12 protein-coding genes are annotated in these 15,704 nt (G+C 70.5%); 5 read left to right on the top strand and 7 right to left on the bottom strand.

Annotated elements, in window-relative coordinates; all coding sequences use genetic code 11:
* Window positions 1-45: 45 nt before the first annotated feature.
* Window positions 46-1,014 carry a carbohydrate ABC transporter permease gene (locus tag LSF15_RS10075; protein ID WP_372459972.1) on the bottom strand — a complete coding sequence of 323 codons (969 nt, stop codon included), beginning with the start codon at window positions 1,012-1,014 and terminating at the stop codon, window positions 46-48.
* Window positions 1,011-1,949 carry a carbohydrate ABC transporter permease gene (locus tag LSF15_RS10080; protein ID WP_232498403.1) on the bottom strand — a complete coding sequence of 313 codons (939 nt, stop codon included), beginning with the start codon at window positions 1,947-1,949 and terminating at the stop codon, window positions 1,011-1,013. The genes LSF15_RS10075 and LSF15_RS10080 overlap by 4 nt, the downstream gene beginning before the upstream one ends.
* A 112-nt stretch (window positions 1,950-2,061) precedes the next feature.
* Between LSF15_RS10080 and LSF15_RS10085 the strand changes: the two genes are divergently transcribed.
* Window positions 2,062-3,102 (top strand): LacI family DNA-binding transcriptional regulator, encoded by a 1,041-nt coding sequence (locus LSF15_RS10085; RefSeq protein WP_232498404.1) that lies wholly within the window; start codon window positions 2,062-2,064, stop codon window positions 3,100-3,102.
* A 165-nt stretch (window positions 3,103-3,267) separates the two neighbouring features.
* On the opposite strand, the gene LSF15_RS10090 is transcribed toward LSF15_RS10085, so the two are convergent.
* A complete protein-coding gene (locus LSF15_RS10090) occupies window positions 3,268-6,924 on the bottom strand; it encodes an RICIN domain-containing protein (RefSeq protein WP_232498405.1) in 3,657 nt (1,218 codons plus the stop codon).
* 191 nt (window positions 6,925-7,115) lie between these two features.
* Entirely contained in the window at window positions 7,116-8,639 is a 1,524-nt protein-coding gene (locus LSF15_RS10095; RefSeq protein ID WP_232498406.1) for an ATP-dependent DNA ligase, read from the bottom strand.
* A gap of 245 nt (window positions 8,640-8,884) precedes the next feature.
* Here LSF15_RS10095 and abc-f point away from each other — a divergent pair, with 245 nt between their 5' ends.
* The 3 genes from abc-f to LSF15_RS10110 are packed head-to-tail and all read left to right on the top strand — an operon-like array spanning window position 8,885 to window position 12,341.
* Complete coding sequence (abc-f, locus tag LSF15_RS10100; protein WP_232498407.1) at window positions 8,885-10,546, top strand: ribosomal protection-like ABC-F family protein; 1,662 nt, start codon at window positions 8,885-8,887, stop codon at window positions 10,544-10,546.
* A gap of 32 nt (window positions 10,547-10,578) precedes the next feature.
* Window positions 10,579-11,304, top strand: coding sequence for a GntR family transcriptional regulator (locus LSF15_RS10105; protein ID WP_232498408.1), 726 nt, complete (start codon window positions 10,579-10,581; stop codon window positions 11,302-11,304).
* Between the two features lie 14 nt (window positions 11,305-11,318).
* On the top strand, window positions 11,319-12,341 hold the full coding sequence (locus LSF15_RS10110) for a 1-aminocyclopropane-1-carboxylate deaminase (RefSeq protein WP_232498409.1): 1,023 nt from the start codon (window positions 11,319-11,321) through the stop codon (window positions 12,339-12,341).
* Between the two features lie 113 nt (window positions 12,342-12,454).
* Here the strand turns inward: LSF15_RS10110 and LSF15_RS10115 are convergent, their stop codons facing one another.
* Together LSF15_RS10115 and LSF15_RS10120 are read right to left on the bottom strand one after the other, a co-directional pair.
* Complete coding sequence (locus LSF15_RS10115; RefSeq protein WP_308188456.1) at window positions 12,455-13,228, bottom strand: SDR family oxidoreductase; 774 nt, start codon at window positions 13,226-13,228, stop codon at window positions 12,455-12,457.
* Window positions 13,225-13,659 carry a hypothetical protein gene (locus LSF15_RS10120; protein WP_232498410.1) on the bottom strand — a complete coding sequence of 145 codons (435 nt, stop codon included), beginning with the start codon at window positions 13,657-13,659 and terminating at the stop codon, window positions 13,225-13,227. The genes LSF15_RS10115 and LSF15_RS10120 overlap by 4 nt, the downstream gene beginning before the upstream one ends.
* A gap of 139 nt (window positions 13,660-13,798) precedes the next feature.
* On the opposite strand from LSF15_RS10120, the gene sigJ reads away from it, so the two are divergent.
* Window positions 13,799-14,734, top strand: a complete 936-nt coding sequence (sigJ, locus tag LSF15_RS10125) for an RNA polymerase sigma factor SigJ (protein WP_232498411.1) — start codon at window positions 13,799-13,801, stop codon at window positions 14,732-14,734.
* A 31-nt stretch (window positions 14,735-14,765) separates the two neighbouring features.
* Here the strand turns inward: sigJ and LSF15_RS10130 are convergent, their stop codons facing one another.
* Window positions 14,766-15,698, bottom strand: coding sequence for an aldo/keto reductase (locus LSF15_RS10130; RefSeq protein WP_232498412.1), 933 nt, complete (start codon window positions 15,696-15,698; stop codon window positions 14,766-14,768).
* Window positions 15,699-15,704 lie beyond the last annotated feature (6 nt).

The following is a 15,704-nucleotide window of genomic DNA, read 5'->3' on the forward strand; positions in this document are numbered from 1 at the left end:
CTCCCGGTGAGCGGTCGGTGGGGTTCGACATGCGGTGCCGCTCGGTCACTGCTTGACGCTTCCGGCGCTGAGTCCCGACTGCCAGAACCGCTGCAGCCCGAGGAACGCGACGACGATGGGGATGATCGTGAGGAGCGAGCCCGTGATCACCAGGTTGTAGATGGGTTGCGCGCCGACGCCGCTGGCCTGCGCACTCCACTGGTTGAGTCCGACCGTGAGCGGGTACCACGTGGGGTCGCTCAGCATGATCAGCGGCAGGAAGTAGTTGTTCCAGGTCGCCACGACCGTGAACAGCAACACGGTGACGATGCCGGGGGTGAGCAGCCGGATCGAGATGGTGAAGAACGTGCGGAACTCGCCCGCGCCGTCCATGCGAGCCGCCTCGAGGATCTCGGTGGGCACGGAATCGACCGCGTACACCCAGATCAGGTACAGGCCGAACGGGCTGATGAGCGACGGCACGATGATCGCCCAGGGCGTGTTCGTGAGGCCGAGCTGACTGAACATGAGGAAGGTCGGCACGGCGAGCGCGGTGCCGGGCACGGCGATCGCGCCCAACACGACCGCGAACACCGCACGGCGGCCGGCGAAGCGGAACTTCGCGAGCCCGTATCCTGCGAGGGTCGCGAGCAGGGTCGCGCCGCCGGCACCGAGCACGACGTAGAGCAGCGTGTTGCCGAGCCAGCGCACGAAGATGCCGTCGCGATAGGTCAGCGTCTCCCAGATGTTCTGGAACAGCACGAACTCGTCGTCGAACCAGAGCCCGAAGCTCGAGAACAACCCGCTCTGCGTCTTGGTCGCGTTGATCACGAGCCACACGAGCGGTACGAGGCTGTAGATCACGAAGATGGACATCATGATCGTGAAGGCAACGGACTTGCGCGGCTGCAGTGCCGACGTGCGACGGCGCCGGCGGCGCGGCACACCTGCGGGCAGCACCGCGGCACGAGTGGCTGCGGCGTTGTCGCCGGCAGCCCCCGCGACATCCGGAGTCATGCGTTCCACGGTGCTCATCGCTCCTCCTTCCGCGAGCCGCGCAATTGCACGACGTACGCGATGACCGCGGTGATCACGCCCATCACGATCGCGACCGTGGCCGAGGCGTTGTACTGCTGGCCGGCGAACGAGAGGTTGTAGGCGTACATGTTCGGTGTGAAGTACGTCGTGATGATGTTCGGTGCGAGCGTGCGCAGGATGTTCGGCTCGTTGAAGAGCTGGAAGCTGCCGATGATCGAGAAGATCGTCGCGATGACGATCGCGCCGCGAAGTGCCGGCAGCTTGATGCCGGTGACGACGCGCATGGGCCCGGCGCCGTCGAGTTCGGCGGCCTCGTAGAGGTCGGTGGGGATGACCCGCAGGGCCGAGTAGAAGATGAGCATGTTGTAGCCGACGAACTCCCAGGTCACGATGTTGCCGATCGAGACGAGGATCCACTCGCGGGCGAACGGCGTGACCACGACCGAGCCGAGCCAGTCGTTGATATTGGCCGCAAGCCCGAAGTTGTCGCCGTAGATGAAGCCCCACATGAGCACGGCGACGACCGCCGGCACCGCGTAGGGCAGGAAGATGACGATGCGGAAGAAGCCCGAGGCGTGCAGCCGCGCGCTGTCGATGGCGAGTGCCGCCACGAGCGCGAGCGCGAGCATGATCGGCACCTGCACGACCAGGAACAGTGACACACGACCGAAGCCCTCCCAGAACTGGGGGTCGGCGAACAGGGCCAGGTAGTTCTCGAAGCCCACGAACGCGTTGCCGCCGATGAGCTGCTCGCGGAAGAGGCTGAGGTAGATCGAGTACGCCACCGGTGCGATGAACACCAGCACGAAGACCACCAGGAACGGGGCCACGAACGCGAGACCCTTCCATTCGCTGCGCGCTCGGGATCGGATGGGCCGCGCCTCGGGCGCCGTGGCGCCGCCGGGCGGTGCCGTTGCAGACGTCGCTGTCATCGATTCTTCCAATCACGTGCATGTTCACGTCAACATGCGGTCTGGTCACTGTAGCATGTTGACGTGAACATGCACCACTGGGAGCATGAAGTCGAGCGAAGAGAGAGCACAGATGACGACCGTCACCAGTCCGGCCGATGCCGCACCCGGGCGCCGACGCGGTCCGTCGATGGCAGATGTCGCCCGAGAGGCGAACGTGTCGGGGCAGACCGTCTCGCGCGTCTCCAACGGTCGCGACAACGTCGATCCCGACACCCGTGAGCGCGTGCTCGAGGCGATGCGCAAGCTCGGATATCGTCCGAACAGCGCCGCCCGCGCGCTGCGATCGGGTCGATTCCACAGCATCGGCGTGATCACGTTCACCCTGTCGAGCTTCGGCAACATGCGCACGCTCGACGCCATCGCGATCGCGGCCGCCGATGCGGGCTACTCGATCACGCTCATCCCGGTGCCGCACCCCACGCAGGGCGAGATCTCGGTCGCGTTCGGCCGGCTCAGCGAAGAGGCGGTCGACGGCGTGATCATCATCGTCGAGGCGCACCTGCTCGACGAGAACGACGTGGCGCTCCCCGCCGATCTGCCGGTGGTCATCGTCGACTCGACCGCGGGCGACCGCTACCCCGTCGTCGACACCGACCAGGCGCACGGCGCCCGCCTCGCCACCGAGCACCTGCTCGACCTCGGCCATCGCACGGTGTGGCACATCGCCGGCCCCGAGCGCTCCTACTCCGCGACCCACCGGCGTGAGGCCTGGGAGGCGACGCTGCGCGAACACGGCGCCGACGTTCCGCCCGTGCTGGTCGGCGACTGGTCGAGCGAGTCGGGCCACGAACTCGGGCTCGAGCTCGCCCGGAATCCCGACGTGACGGCGATCTTCGCGGCGAACGACCAGATGGCGCTCGGCCTGCTGCGAGCCCTGCACGAGTCCGGGCGAGCCGTGCCCGCCGAGGTCAGCGTGGTCGGCTTCGACGACATGGAGGAGTCGCGCAGCTTCTGGCCGCCCCTCACCACCGTGCGCCAGTTCTTCGGCGAGGTCGGCCGACGTTCAGTCGAGGCGCTCCTGTACGAGGTCGAGTCGGGCGAACGCGACGACAGCACGCTCGTAGCCACCGAGCTCGTGGTGCGCGACTCGTCGGCGGCCCCGCCCGCCTGATGCGCGACACGACGCGCGGGGTCGGCTGACCGAGTTGCCGGACGACCCCGGCGACACGCCGAGCGCGTTGCAGCGTGCCGCGGCATCCGTGTTCTGACTCGCGAAATGCCCGAGCGGCGGCCGCCGCAGGGGTGCGACGGCCGCCGCTCGGGCGCGCGCCAGGGCTCAGGGTTTGGCAGCGTTCGCGGCCAGCATCCGCTGGGCGGGTGTCACGGCGGTGGCCGGTTCGACGCCCTCGGCCGACACCGTCACGCGCACGCTGAGCAGCTTGCCCGCGTCGTTCGTGACCGGCGTGTACGTGGCATCGGTCGCACCCTCGATCGGCTCGCTGTTGCGGAGCCACTGGTAGGCGATCTCGCCATCGGCGGGGTCGAGCGTGCCGGTCGCCGACGCTGGGGTGCCCACGCGCGGACGGTCGGCGAGCTCGAGCCCGTCGATCACCGCGTGCCGCCGGATCGTGACCGTGTACTCGGCTCGTTCACTGGCATCGGCCGACGTCACGACCACGGTCGCGACTCCGCCGTTCGCGGTCGTCGGCTGCGTGACCCGCACGGTCGCGGCCGAGTCGACCGCGATCGCGTCGACCAGCGGTAGGCGTCCGCCGTCGACCTCGAGCTCGTAGTCGAGCGTCGCCGGATCGAAACCGTCGATCGTCTCGCCGTCGAGCCGCAGCAGCGCGAGGTCCGAGACCGCGGCCCGGGCCGGCACAGCCTCGGACACCTCGACCTCCGACACGATGAGGTGCGTGTTCGCATACGAGTTCATGATCACGCGCACCCCGGTCGCGGTGACGGGCGCGAACTCGGCGACCACCGTCGGCGCGCTGCCGTCGACCGGCGACGCCACAAGCCGTGCCGACTCCCATCCGGGCGCCGGCGCCCAGCCGCCGTCGGTGCCGCGCACCTGCACCTGCATGGTCTGCGCCCAGCTCGTGGTGCCGTCGCGGTAGAACTCAACCGACACACGCTGCACCTGGTGCGCCGCCGCGTACTGGTAGGTGAGCGTCGACTGCGCCGGCTTGTTCGCGGACACCCAGTTCGACCAGCCCTTGTCGCCGAGCACGCCGTTGCGCGTGCGGTCGACCGGGTAGCCCGACTCGGTGGAGCTCGCCGTCGCGGTGGTGCCCGCATCGGGGTTGAAGTTGCGCAGCGTGCCCTCCGTCACGAGCACCGAGAGCGTCGCGGGCAGCTCGGTTGAATCGGCGGATGCCACGCCGGGCACGCGCACCACGCCGATCTCACTGAAGGCGGCATCGGGGACGCCGGTCCAGTCCCACGTCACGGGCACGTCGAACGCGTTCTCCGAGGCACCGACGCGCGCCGGCACGGCGGCCGGGGCCGCCGATTGCACGGCGACCAGCGAGGCACCCGCGGCGACCGTGACCGACACGGGGTCGGAGGCCGTGAGCCCGCCGACGTCGACGAGCGCCGTCACCGACACGGCCTGCCCGAACACGTCGGTCGCCGTACCCGGAACGTCGACGCGACCGGTACTCGCCCACGCGTCCTCGTCGGGAAGCTGCCAGGACACGGAAACCGGCACGCCGGCGCCCCACGGGTACCGCGGCACGACCGTCTCGGGCAGCACGGGCGCCACGCCGGCCTGCGTGCGCGCGGCGACCGACTGGCCGTCGAGCGGCGTGAGGTCGCGCGCATCCCAGGCCTGGTTCGCACCGCCATTCGACCCGTATATGCCGACGGCCGCGCCGTCGGCCGTGGACTGGCCGCCCACGTCGAGCGCGAGCCCGAGCTGCTCGTTCACGAGCGAGTAGGTGCGCCCGTCGATCGTGTTCACGATCCAGCGGGTCGCCGCGCTCCCCGCCGCCGCCTCAAGGCTCTCCGAACGAAGATCCGTTCCCGAGCTGGTCGCGCCGAGCACACGGCCGTCGGATGCCTCGAGCACCACACGCCGGGTCGCCTCGCGGTCGCCCGCCGCCACCTCGTGCACGGTCCACGCCTGCGGTGCGGCCGCTGCGGCATCCGTTGCCAGGTTGCGGATGGTGGTTGCCGCACTGCTCGGACCCGCGGTCAACGCCTTGCCGCTCTGCGCGCCCACGAACTGGTAGCGGTGGCCGTCGCGGAGCGCAGGGGCATCGGCGGCGACGCCCGATACACCGTCGATGACGAACGTCGTCACGGACTTGGCCGGAACGGTGACGGTGGCGGTGCGGGCCACGCGGTCGATCGCCACCGGCGCGCCCTCGACGAGGGCGTTCGCAGTCGGGGCATCCGCCGAGTCGGCCTGCGTCGTGACGACCGGCGTGACTGTGGCCCCCTCGGCGATCGCACCGAAGTTCGAGAGGTCGATGATGATCTGACGCTCGGATGTCGCGGTGTTGCGGTGCACGATCGTGGCGCCCGAGCCGTCGCCGCGGATCGCCGCGGTGCTCGACACGTCGTCGATCGCCATGAGGTGGTCGCCCTCGTGGATGTACTTCGTGAAGTTGCGGATCGTGTTGAACTTCGAGTTCACCTGGACGCTGCACTCGGGGGCCGCATTGGAGTCGCCGCCCGCGTCCTCTACGCGTCGCTCCGACTTCCATACGGTCCCGCCCGCCTCGTCGTACGGCTTGCAGTCGAGGTCGATGAAGATCGAGCCCCAGTTGAGGTTCTCGCCCTGCGGCTCCATGTTGTAGAGGTCCTCGACGGGCTGCCAGAGCACCCAGGCGTTCGGCTCCAGTTCGCGCAGGTCGTCCTGGATGCGACCGGCGATCCCGAGGCCGTTCTCGATGTTCACCGGGTTGAAGCCGCTGACCCAGTTGCCCTCGATCTCGCTCATCCACAGGTCGGTGTCGGCCTGCTTCGCGAGGTCGCGAACAGCGAGTCGACCCGAGGTGCCATAGGTGTGCACGTTCATGCGGTCGACCTTGGCGCGCGTCGCGGCCGGGTACGCAGCCCAGTTCGTCGCGAAGATGCCGGGGTTGGTCTCGTCCATAGCCGCGAGGCCTGCGCCGGTCGTGGTGGCCGGGTCGTCAAGCTCGGCGCGCACGTCGTCGATGAGCGAGACTTGGCGGGCAGGCCCCATGTGCATGCCCTCCTGACGGCCTCCGACGGGCTTGCCGTTGCTCAGCGTCGTGCCCCAGTAGTTCGTGTTCGGCTCGTTGAACGGGTCGATCGTGTCGACGTCGATGCCGTACAGGTCTTCGAGGTGCTCGGTCACGCGCACGAGGTAGCTCGCGAACTGCGCTTCCGCAGCCGGTTTCAGCTGTTCGGACGAGGCGTTGAAGCCGCCCGAGACGTAGCCGCTCTCGGTCATGAAGTAGGGCGCCGAGTTCGCGAAGGTCTCCCAGCGCGTGATCTGGTCGTCGGCGGCGAGGCGCTCCACCCACCAGCGCTGCGTCTCGTCGGCGTTCCAGTCGTACGACGCCGGGTCGTCGGCGTTCCACGTCGCGAGCAACGCGTTGCGGTCGGCGTATCCGGTCGAGACGCCGCCATACCTGTCGGCGTCGCCGTCGGGGTTCGGCGCCCACCAGCCCTCGACCGCGCCGCCGGGGCGCAGGTAGTCGGTCACATCGGAGGCGTTGCCGCCGCCTATGTTGTAGCGCGCGATGTTGAGGTCGAGCCCGTCGTCACCGAACACCGCTTGGTAGAGCTCCTCGCGGAGATCCTCGGGGTAGTTGCCGGTCGCATTTGCGAACCAGACCAGGCTGGTGCCCCAGCCTTCGAATGCCTCGCCGGCGTAGGCCGGGTTGGGCGTAATGGTGGTGCCGTCCGCCGCGGAGGCCGGGGCCGCCGCGCCGATCGGCGCTGCCAGCAGTGCATTGGTGAGTGCCGCGCCCGTCGTGAGCGCAGTGAGCCGTCGTCTGCCTTGAGACATCGTCATTGACGTCGTCCTCTTTCGCCGTCGGAGTTGAGTGGTGCAAGCGTGTTGACGTCAACACGCCCGGGCACGACGATACATGTTGACGTCAACATTGGGAAGACCCATCACAGCCCGATTCCTGCGCGGCACGACGAGTGCGGTGCGACGAGTGCGGTGCGACGAGTGCGCCGGCCCGACGTGCGCCCTCTCGGTCACACGTGCAGCAGCTCGCGCAGCGCCTGGATGGTGTCGGCGTCTTCGGGCCGCTTGTCGTCGCGGTAGCCCTTGACCCGCGCGAACCGCAGCGCGACGCCGCCCGGGTAGCGTGTCGAGCGCTGCACACCGTCGATGGCGATCTCGACGACGATGACGGGCTCGATGAACACCGTCGACTCGGTGCGGCGCACCTCGAGCTGCGGGAACCGCTCGGTCTGCCAGCGCAGCACTGCATCGGTCAGGCCCTTGAAGGTCTTGCCGACCATGACGTACTCGCCCGCCTCGCCGAACTCGCCCACGGGATCGAGCGCTCCGAGGTGCAGGTTCGACAGCCAGCCGGTGCGGCGGCCGTAGCCCCACTCGGCGGCGAGCACGACGAGATCGTAGGTGTGCACGGGCTTCACCTTGATCCAGCTCGAACCGCGTCGCCCGGCCGCATACGTCGAGTCGATCGCCTTGACGACGACTCCCTCGTGCCCCGCGGTGAGCGCCTCGATCGAGACGCGCTCGGCGACCTGGGGATCGGCGGTGACCTCGCCGGGCATGCGATGGCCGGGCGTGATGCGCTCGAGCTCGGCGAGCCGCAACGCGAGCGGCTCGTCGAGCAGGTCGCGCCCGTCGACGTGCAGCACGTCGAAGAACCACGGATGCAGCACCGTCTCGCTCGCGCGCTCGGCGCCGAACCGCGACATGGTGTCTTGGAACGGCCGGGGGCCGCCGTCTTCGTCGAGCGAGAGCGTCTCGCCGTCGAGGATGACGTCGCGCACGGGCATCGCCCGCACCACCTCGACGACCTCGGGCAGCCGGTGGGTGATGTCGGCGAGGTTGCGGGTGAAGACGCGCACCTCGTCGCCGGCGCGATGCACCTGGATGCGCGCGCCGTCGAGCTTGTATTCGACGGATGCCTCGCCCACCGCCTCGACCGCCTCGGTGGGGCTCGCCGCCGTGGCCGCGAGCATCGGCAGCACGGGGCGCCCGACGACGAGTCCGACGGCGTCGAGGTCGTCGGCGGTGCCGGTGAGCGCGAGTCGCGCGGACTCGCCGAGATCGCCCGAGAGCATCGCCGCGCGCCGCACGGCCTCGCCCGGTCGATCGGCGGCCCGTGCGATCGCATCCATGAGCACGCCCTCGAGCGCGCCGGTGCGCATGTCGCCGATGAGCACGCGACCGATGAAGTCCTGCTCGCGCGCGGTGGCGCGCGCCGTCAGCTCGCGCAGCCCACGAGCGCGTTCGCCGCTCGAGCCGGAGCCCGACAGCACGGCCAGCCGGTCGAGCAGGCCGTCGAGATCTGAGACCGTGAGGCCCGCGACATCGGCCGGGTCTCCCATGGCCGCCGCCAACCCGCGCCAACCGACGCCGACGCGCCCCTGCCGTGCCTTGCCGACCAGGAATCCGACCGCCGGCGCGATCTCGTCGGGTTCGAGCTGGCCGAGCAGGTCGGCGAGCGCGTCGACCTTCGCCAGCCGCGAGCGGGTCGCGGCGACGGTATCGGTGGTGGTGACGAGCTCGTCGAGCAGCACGCGCCCAGTCTGCCACCGGCCGCCGACATGCGCTTCGGATGTGCTAGCCTGCCGGGGCAATGGGTACGCTGATCTATTCCTAGGTGGCCGGCCGCGTCGAGTTCTGCTCCGCGGTCCTGCTTCGCGCATTCGCGCGTGACCACCGATCGTTCCGAGCGTCGCCCATCGCCATCGCCCGCCGCCCATCCACCGGGCTTCGATACCGCGGGCCGGCACCGCGACCTCGGGTGTCCCGAAGGACTTCGATGTACCCGTCTTCCTCCCAACTCTCTTTGCACTCCGTCACGAAGCGGTTCGCCGATCGCCTCGTGCTCGATCGGGTCGACCTCACGGTGCGGCCCGGCGAGCGCGTCGGCATCATCGGCGACAACGGCTCGGGCAAGTCGACCCTGCTTCGCCTGATCGCCGGCGACCTCGAGCCCGACAACGGTGCCGTGCGCGTCGTCGCGCCCGGCGGTGTCGGGCATCTCGCGCAACAGCTCGAGCTCGGGGCATCCGCCACCGTGAACGACGCGATCGACACCGGGCTCGCCGACCTGCGCGCCCTCGAGGCCGACCTCGCGGCCGCCGAGCGCGCGCTCGCGGGCCTCGCCGGCGACGCGCTCGCGACGGCGCTCGACCGGTACGGCGATCTCGTCGAACGCTTCGCGGCACGCGACGGCTACGCGGCCGACGCGCGACTTGCGATCGCCCTCGACGCGCTCGGCGTCGGGGCCATCGAGCGCGCCCGGCCGTGGGCGAGCCTGTCGGGCGGTGAACGCTCGCGCATCGCGCTGGCCGCGACGCTCGCCGGAGATCCCGAGCTGCTGCTGCTCGACGAGCCCACGAACGACCTCGACGACTCCGGCTGGGAGTGGCTGCGGGAACATCTGCACGCGCATCGGGGCACGGTGGTCGCGGTCACGCACGACCGGGCGTTCCTCGACGAGCTCACCGACCTCGTGTGGGAGGTCGACGCCCGCAGTGTCGCCCGCCACGGCGACGGCTATGCCGGCTACCTGGTCGCGAAGGCGAACCAGCGCCGCGAGGCGATCGAGGCGTACGAGACGTGGAAGGGCGAGCTCGCCCGCAATCGCAACCTGGTGACGGCGAACGCGTCGCGGCTCGACGCGATCCCGCGCAAGCTCGACAAGCCGGGCATGGGTGCCGGCGCCTTCCGCGCCCGCGGCCGCGACCATGGCGCGATGGGTCGCATCCGAAACGCCAAGGAGCGCATCGCGCGCCTCACCGAGCACGCGGTCGCGCCGCCGCCCGAGCCGCTGACGTTCACGGCGCCGCTCGGCGGCGAACACGGCGAGACGGATGTCCCGGGGACGGCGATCGAACTCGACGCGGTGCGGGTCGGGGATCGCCTCACGATCGATCACCTGCGCGTCGATCCCGGTGAGCGGGTGCTGATCACCGGTCCGAACGGTGCAGGCAAGACCACGCTGCTGCGGCTCATCGCGCACGAGGCGGCGCCCGACGAGGGCACCGTGCTCGCGCCGCCGAGTATCGGGCACCTGCAGCAGGCGAGTGCGATCGCCCCGACCGACGAGACCGTCGTCGAGGGATTCGCGAAGCGCAGCCTGGTCGACCTCGACACGAGCGAGCAGACGCTCGGGGCGCTCGGGCTGTTCCGCCCCGAGGACCTGTCGATGCCGTTGCGCGCACTCTCGTACGGCCAGCGACGGCGGCTCGACCTCGCGCTGCTCGTGACCGGCGGGCACGACGTGCTGCTGCTCGACGAACCGACGAACCACCTCGCTCCCGCGCTCGTCGAGGAACTCGAGCAGGCCCTCGCGTCGTTCCCGGGCACGGTGGTGCTCGTCACCCACGACCGCCTCATGCGAGCGCGATTCACCGGGCGTCGCGTGCGCCTCGACTCCGGCACCGCCCAGGAGCAGATGCCCGCGGAGAGGACTTGACTCCGGTTCCGAAATCGACTGCAATATATTGCATGCCACTTTCCACGCGACGCACTGCCGAGCGCCCGAGTTCGCTGCGCGACTACGCCTATCGCGAGCTGCGCGACGCGATCGTCAGCGGCGAGCTCGAGCCGGGCGAGCGACTGCGCGACCCCGAGCTCGAGCAGTGGCTCGGTGTCAGCCGCACGCCGATCCGCGAGGCGATCGCGCGCCTCGAGACGGCCGGTCTCGTGCACACGCGCCGCGCGAAGCAGACGGTCGTCGCACCGCTCGACGCACGGGCCGCCCTCGCGGCCCAGCGCATCGCCGCGGCACTGCACGAGCTCGCCGTACGCGACGCGGTGCCGCAGTTCACCGAGGCCGACCTCGACGAGATGCGGGCGGCGAACGCCCGGTTCGCCGCTGCACTGCGGGCGAACGACGTCGCCGCTGCGGTCGCCGCCGACGACGACTTCCACGGCGTCGCGGTGCGGGCGAGCGCGAACCCGTTGCTGCCGGGGCTGCTCGAGCAGGTCACCCCACTGCTCCGACGGCTCGAGCACGCCCGGTTCTCGTCGCTCGCGGGGCGCGGGTCGGTCGACGACCACGAACGCATCATCGAGCTCAGCGCGGCGGGACGCGCCGACGAGGCCGCCGCGGCCACCCACGAGAACTGGTCGACGCTCGGCCGGCTGCTGCATCTCGAGGAACTCCCTCCGCAGAATCCCGAACCACCCCGCGACGCGAGCACGACCGCGCCCGGGTCATCCGCCACCTGAATCAAGGAGCCCCCATGGCACTCGCCGACTTCCCCCGCCATCAGCTGACGTTCGGGCCGAGCCCCGTGCACCCGGTGAACCGCCTGAGCGACCACCTCGGCGGCGGTCGCATCTGGATGAAGCGCGAAGACGTCAACAGCGGTCTCGCCTTCGGCGGCAACAAGACCCGCAAGCTCGAGTACCTCGTGCCCGACGCACTCGCGCAGGGCGCCGACACGCTCGTGTCGATCGGCGGCGTGCAGTCGAACCACACCCGCCAGGTCGCCGCCGTCGCCGCCCACCTCGGCATGAAGGCCGTGCTCGTGCAGGAGCACTGGGTCGACTGGCCCGACGCCGTGAACGACCGGGTCGGCAACATCCTGCTGTCACGGCTCATGGGCGCCGACGTGCGCCTCTCACCCGCCGGCTTCAGCATCGGCTTCCGTGACTCGTGGAAGCAGGCGATCGCCGACGTCGAGGCAGCCGGCGGCACGCCCTACGCGATCCCGGCCGGCGCGAGCGACCACCGCCTCGGCGGCCTCGGCTTCGCGAACTGGGCGCACGAGGTCGCCGCGCAGGAGGACTCGCTCGGTGTCTTCTTCGACACGATCGTGGTGTGCTCGGTCACCGGGTCGACGCACGCGGGCATGATCGCCGGCTTCGCCGACCTCGAGCAGAACTTCGGCGGCCGGCCTCGCCGGGTGATCGGCATCGACGCGTCGGCGAAGATCGACGAGACCCGCGACCAGGTCGCGCGAATCGCGCGCAACACGGCCGCCCTGATCGAGCTCGGCCGCGACCTGCGCGACGACGAGATCACGGTGCTCGAGGGCTGGGCCGGCGACGAGTACGGCATCCCGGTCGAGTCCACCGACGAGGCGATGCGGCTCACCGGCCGCCTCGAGGGCGTCATCCTCGACCCGGTCTACGAGGGCAAGTCGATGGCGGGGCTCATCTCGCTCGTGACCGACGGCGAGATCCCCCGCGACTCGAACGTGCTCTACGCGCACCTCGGCGGGCAGCCTGCGATCAACGCCTACAGCGGCCGCTACCACTGAGCGGACGCCGCGTGCGCGCGCCGCGCGACGGCGAAAGCGCGAAAACGGATGCCGCGTGTCGGGGCCGAGCCGCGTCGTCGAGCCGCGTCAGCGAGCCGCGTCAGCGAGCCGCGTCAGCGAGCCGCGCCGGCGACGGCTCCGCTCGCCTGCTCGGCGACCCACTCGTCGAATGTCTGTCGCGCGAGCATCGCATCGGGCCCCGGCAGGGTCTCACCGCGCTGCATCGCGGCGAACTGCTTGTTCGGCAGCGAGATGGAGATGACGGGTCCTTTCACCCCCGTGGCTTCAGCGAACCGGCGGATCATGTCGTCGAGGCGCTCCTGCCGCGGCCCCGCGAGGTCGGGAGCATGCCCGGCGGGCGCGCCCTCGGCGAGCTCGACGAGCCGCTGACCGACCTCGCGTGCGGCCACCGGCTGCGAGCGCACCTTCGGCGCGAGGTGCAGGCCCGCAACGGTGAGTCCGTCGAGCATCTGCACCGCGAACTCGTGGAACTGCATCGCGCGCAGGATCGTCCACGGCACGGCGCCCGCCTCGACCGCGCGCTCGTGCGCGAGCTTCGCGGCGTAGTAGCCGTAGGGAGCCCGGTCGATGCCCACGATCGACAACGCGACGTGGTGCCGTACACCGGCAGCCTCCTCGGCCGCCAGCAGGTTGCGCGTGACGGTCGTGAAGAACTCGGTGGCCCTCCTCGTCGACAGCGAGTTGAGGTTGCTGGTGTCGATCACCACCTCGACGCCGCCGAGCGCCTCATCGAGTCCCGCGCCCGAGACCAGGTCGACACCGCTGCTTCGGGTGAGCAGCACCACCTCGTGCCCGCGCTCGCGCGCGGCCTTGGTCACGTATTTTCCGACAGTGCCGGTTCCTCCGGCGACGGCGATCCTCATCATGGTTCCTCTCGTTCGCTGATCGTGCTCCGCCGTGGCGGCAGGCATAGGGGGATGGCGAGCACCAGCGTCGCCGCGAGCGCAATCGGCTGCGCGATCGCGTCGAGGGGTGCCAGCCCGTGCAGGTGCCCCACGTGATACGCCAGGTGCGGCACCGAGAACACGAGCCAGGCGACGCCGACCGCGACCGAGGCATCCGCCCGGCGCATGAGCGCCGCGACCACGCCGGCCGCGACGAGCGCCAGGTAGAGCGACCCGACGTCGCGCACGAGGTGCTCGTTGTAGGGCCCGTCGCCCGCGACCCAGGGCCCGAAGACGCCGGGCACCGGGAAGACGTCGTAGAAGCTGCGGGGCGCGGCGAGCGCCCAGGCACCGACGAACGCGCCGAGCGCGTTGAGGGCCCACAGGATGATCCGTCTCCAATTCGTGTTCACACCTCTCCGACGACACACGCCGTCGGAATGTGAGACCGGGTCTCGGCGCCTCCTCCCATCGGTCGCCGCCGCGTCGTGGGATGAATGGGGCACGCGCCGGCCAGTGGCCGCGACGCGGCATCGATGGGAAGGTGGAACCATGACGGCGGACGACTCGGCACCGGCTGACGCCTTCGATGCGACCACGCTCGAGGCCGAGCGGCGCATGCTCATGAGCCTCGCCTACCGCATGCTCGGCACCGTCGCCGACGCCGAAGACGCCGTGCAGGAGACCTACGCGCGCTGGTACCGCATGCCGCAGGGCGAGCGCGACGCGATCGAGAACCCCGCCGCATGGCTCACCCGGGTCGCGAGCCGCATCTGCCTCGATCAGCTCGGCTCGGCTCGGGCACGTCGCGAGCGGTACGTCGGCGAGTGGTTGCCCGAGCCGCTGCCGGGCGGCGCCGGGATGTTCGCGACCCCGCCCTCATCCGATCCGCTCGACCGGGTCACGCTCGACGAGTCGGTGTCGACCGCGCTCCTCGTCGTGCTCGAGTCGCTCACCCCGGCCGAGCGTGTCGCCTTCGTGCTGCACGACGTGTTCGCGATGCCGTTCGGCGAGATCGCCGAGGTCGTCGGCCGCTCGCCCGACGCGTGCCGGCAGCTCGCGTCGACCGCGAGGCGGCACGTGCGGGAGCGGCGAGCCGGCTCGGCCACGCGCGAGCAGCACGACGCCGTGGTTCGCGCCTTCATCGCTGCGGCCGGCGAGGGCGACCTGCAGGGGCTCGTCGCCCAGCTCGATCCCGACGTGGTACTCGTCTCCGACGGCGGCGGGCTGGCATCGGCCGCTCGCCGGCCCGTGCTCGGCGCCGACCACGTGGGTCGGTTCATTCTCGGCCTGCAGGAGCAGCGGGGCCCGGCGCTCACCGTTTCGGTGCACGAGACCGCAGACGGCCTCACGCTCGCGTTCGGCGAGGGCGGCGTGGTCGACAGCGTCGCGGTGCTCGACGTTCGTGACGACCGCATCGCGCGCATCTGGATCATGCGCAACCCCGAGAAGTTGCGGCTCTGGAACGACGCGGCATCCGACGTCTGAGAACGGGCGCCCAGAACCCGCCGTGATCTGCTCAGGGCACGCGGTACCCCGCTGCACGGAACAGCTCGTACCACTCGGGACGGGTGAGCGGGATGTCGGAGCCCTGCGCGGCCCCCGCGACCCGCTCGGGATTGGTGGTGCCGAGCACCACCTGCATGTTCGCGGGGTGACGCGTGATCCACGCGGTCGCGACGGCGATCGCCGGCACGTCGTACTTCGCGGCGAGGCGGTCGATGACCGCGTTCAGCTCGGGGTAGTCGGGCGAACCGAGGAAGACGCCGTTGAAGAACCCGGCCTGGAACGGCGACCACGCCTGGATCGTGAGGTCGTGCAGGCGGCAGTAGTCCACGATGCCCCCGCCGTCGAGCGTGAGCGCCTGGTCGGTGCCCTGCATGTTCGCGGCCACGCCCTGCGCGATGATCGGCGCGTGCGTGATCGACAGCTGCAGCTGGTTCGCGACGAGCGGCTGGGTCACCGACTTCTTCAGCAGGTCGATCTGCGCGGGCGTGTGGTTCGACACGCCGAAGGCGCGAACCTTGCCGGATGCCTCGAGTTCGTCGAAGGCGCGGGCGACCTCGTCGGGCTCGACGAGGGCGTCGGGGCGGTGCAGCAGCAGGATGTCGAGGTAGTCGGTCTGCAGCGCGCGCAGCGATCCCTCGACGGCCTCGGTGAGGTGCTCGTACGAGAAGTCGAAGTACGGGCCGTCCTTCACGATGCCGGCCTTCGACTGGATCGTGATCTGCTCGCGCTCCGACGGCGTGAGCTGCATCGCCTCCGCGAACCGGCGCTCGCAACCGTGCAGTTCGTCGCCGTAGATGTCGGCATGGTCGAAGAAGTCGATGCCGGCGTCGCGGGCCGTGCCGACGAGCTCGCGCACGGCGTCGTCGCTCATCTCTGAGATGCGCATGAGGCCGAGCACGACGTTGGGGGCGGCGAGGTCGGCGCCGAGGGTGATGGTCTTCATGGTGCT

This window comes from Agromyces humatus (assembly GCF_021228295.1).
Classification (GTDB): Bacteria; Actinomycetota; Actinomycetes; order Actinomycetales; family Microbacteriaceae; genus Agromyces; species Agromyces humatus.

Coding starts and splice junctions, on each gene's coding strand:
- abc-f (WP_232498407.1), top strand. CDS start 8,885: ATGTACCCGTCTTCCTCCCAACTCTCTTTGCACTCCGTCACGAAGCGG.
- LSF15_RS10130 (WP_232498412.1), bottom strand. CDS start 15,698: ATGAAGACCATCACCCTCGGCGCCGACCTCGCCGCCCCCAACGTCGTG.
- sigJ (WP_232498411.1), top strand. CDS start 13,799: ATGACGGCGGACGACTCGGCACCGGCTGACGCCTTCGATGCGACCACG.
- LSF15_RS10105 (WP_232498408.1), top strand. CDS start 10,579: ATGCCACTTTCCACGCGACGCACTGCCGAGCGCCCGAGTTCGCTGCGC.
- LSF15_RS10085 (WP_232498404.1), top strand. CDS start 2,062: ATGACGACCGTCACCAGTCCGGCCGATGCCGCACCCGGGCGCCGACGC.
- LSF15_RS10090 (WP_232498405.1), bottom strand. CDS start 6,924: ATGACGATGTCTCAAGGCAGACGACGGCTCACTGCGCTCACGACGGGC.
- LSF15_RS10075 (WP_372459972.1), bottom strand. CDS start 1,014: ATGAGCACCGTGGAACGCATGACTCCGGATGTCGCGGGGGCTGCCGGC.
- LSF15_RS10080 (WP_232498403.1), bottom strand. CDS start 1,949: ATGACAGCGACGTCTGCAACGGCACCGCCCGGCGGCGCCACGGCGCCC.
- LSF15_RS10115 (WP_308188456.1), bottom strand. CDS start 13,228: ATGATGAGGATCGCCGTCGCCGGAGGAACCGGCACTGTCGGAAAATAC.
- LSF15_RS10110 (WP_232498409.1), top strand. CDS start 11,319: ATGGCACTCGCCGACTTCCCCCGCCATCAGCTGACGTTCGGGCCGAGC.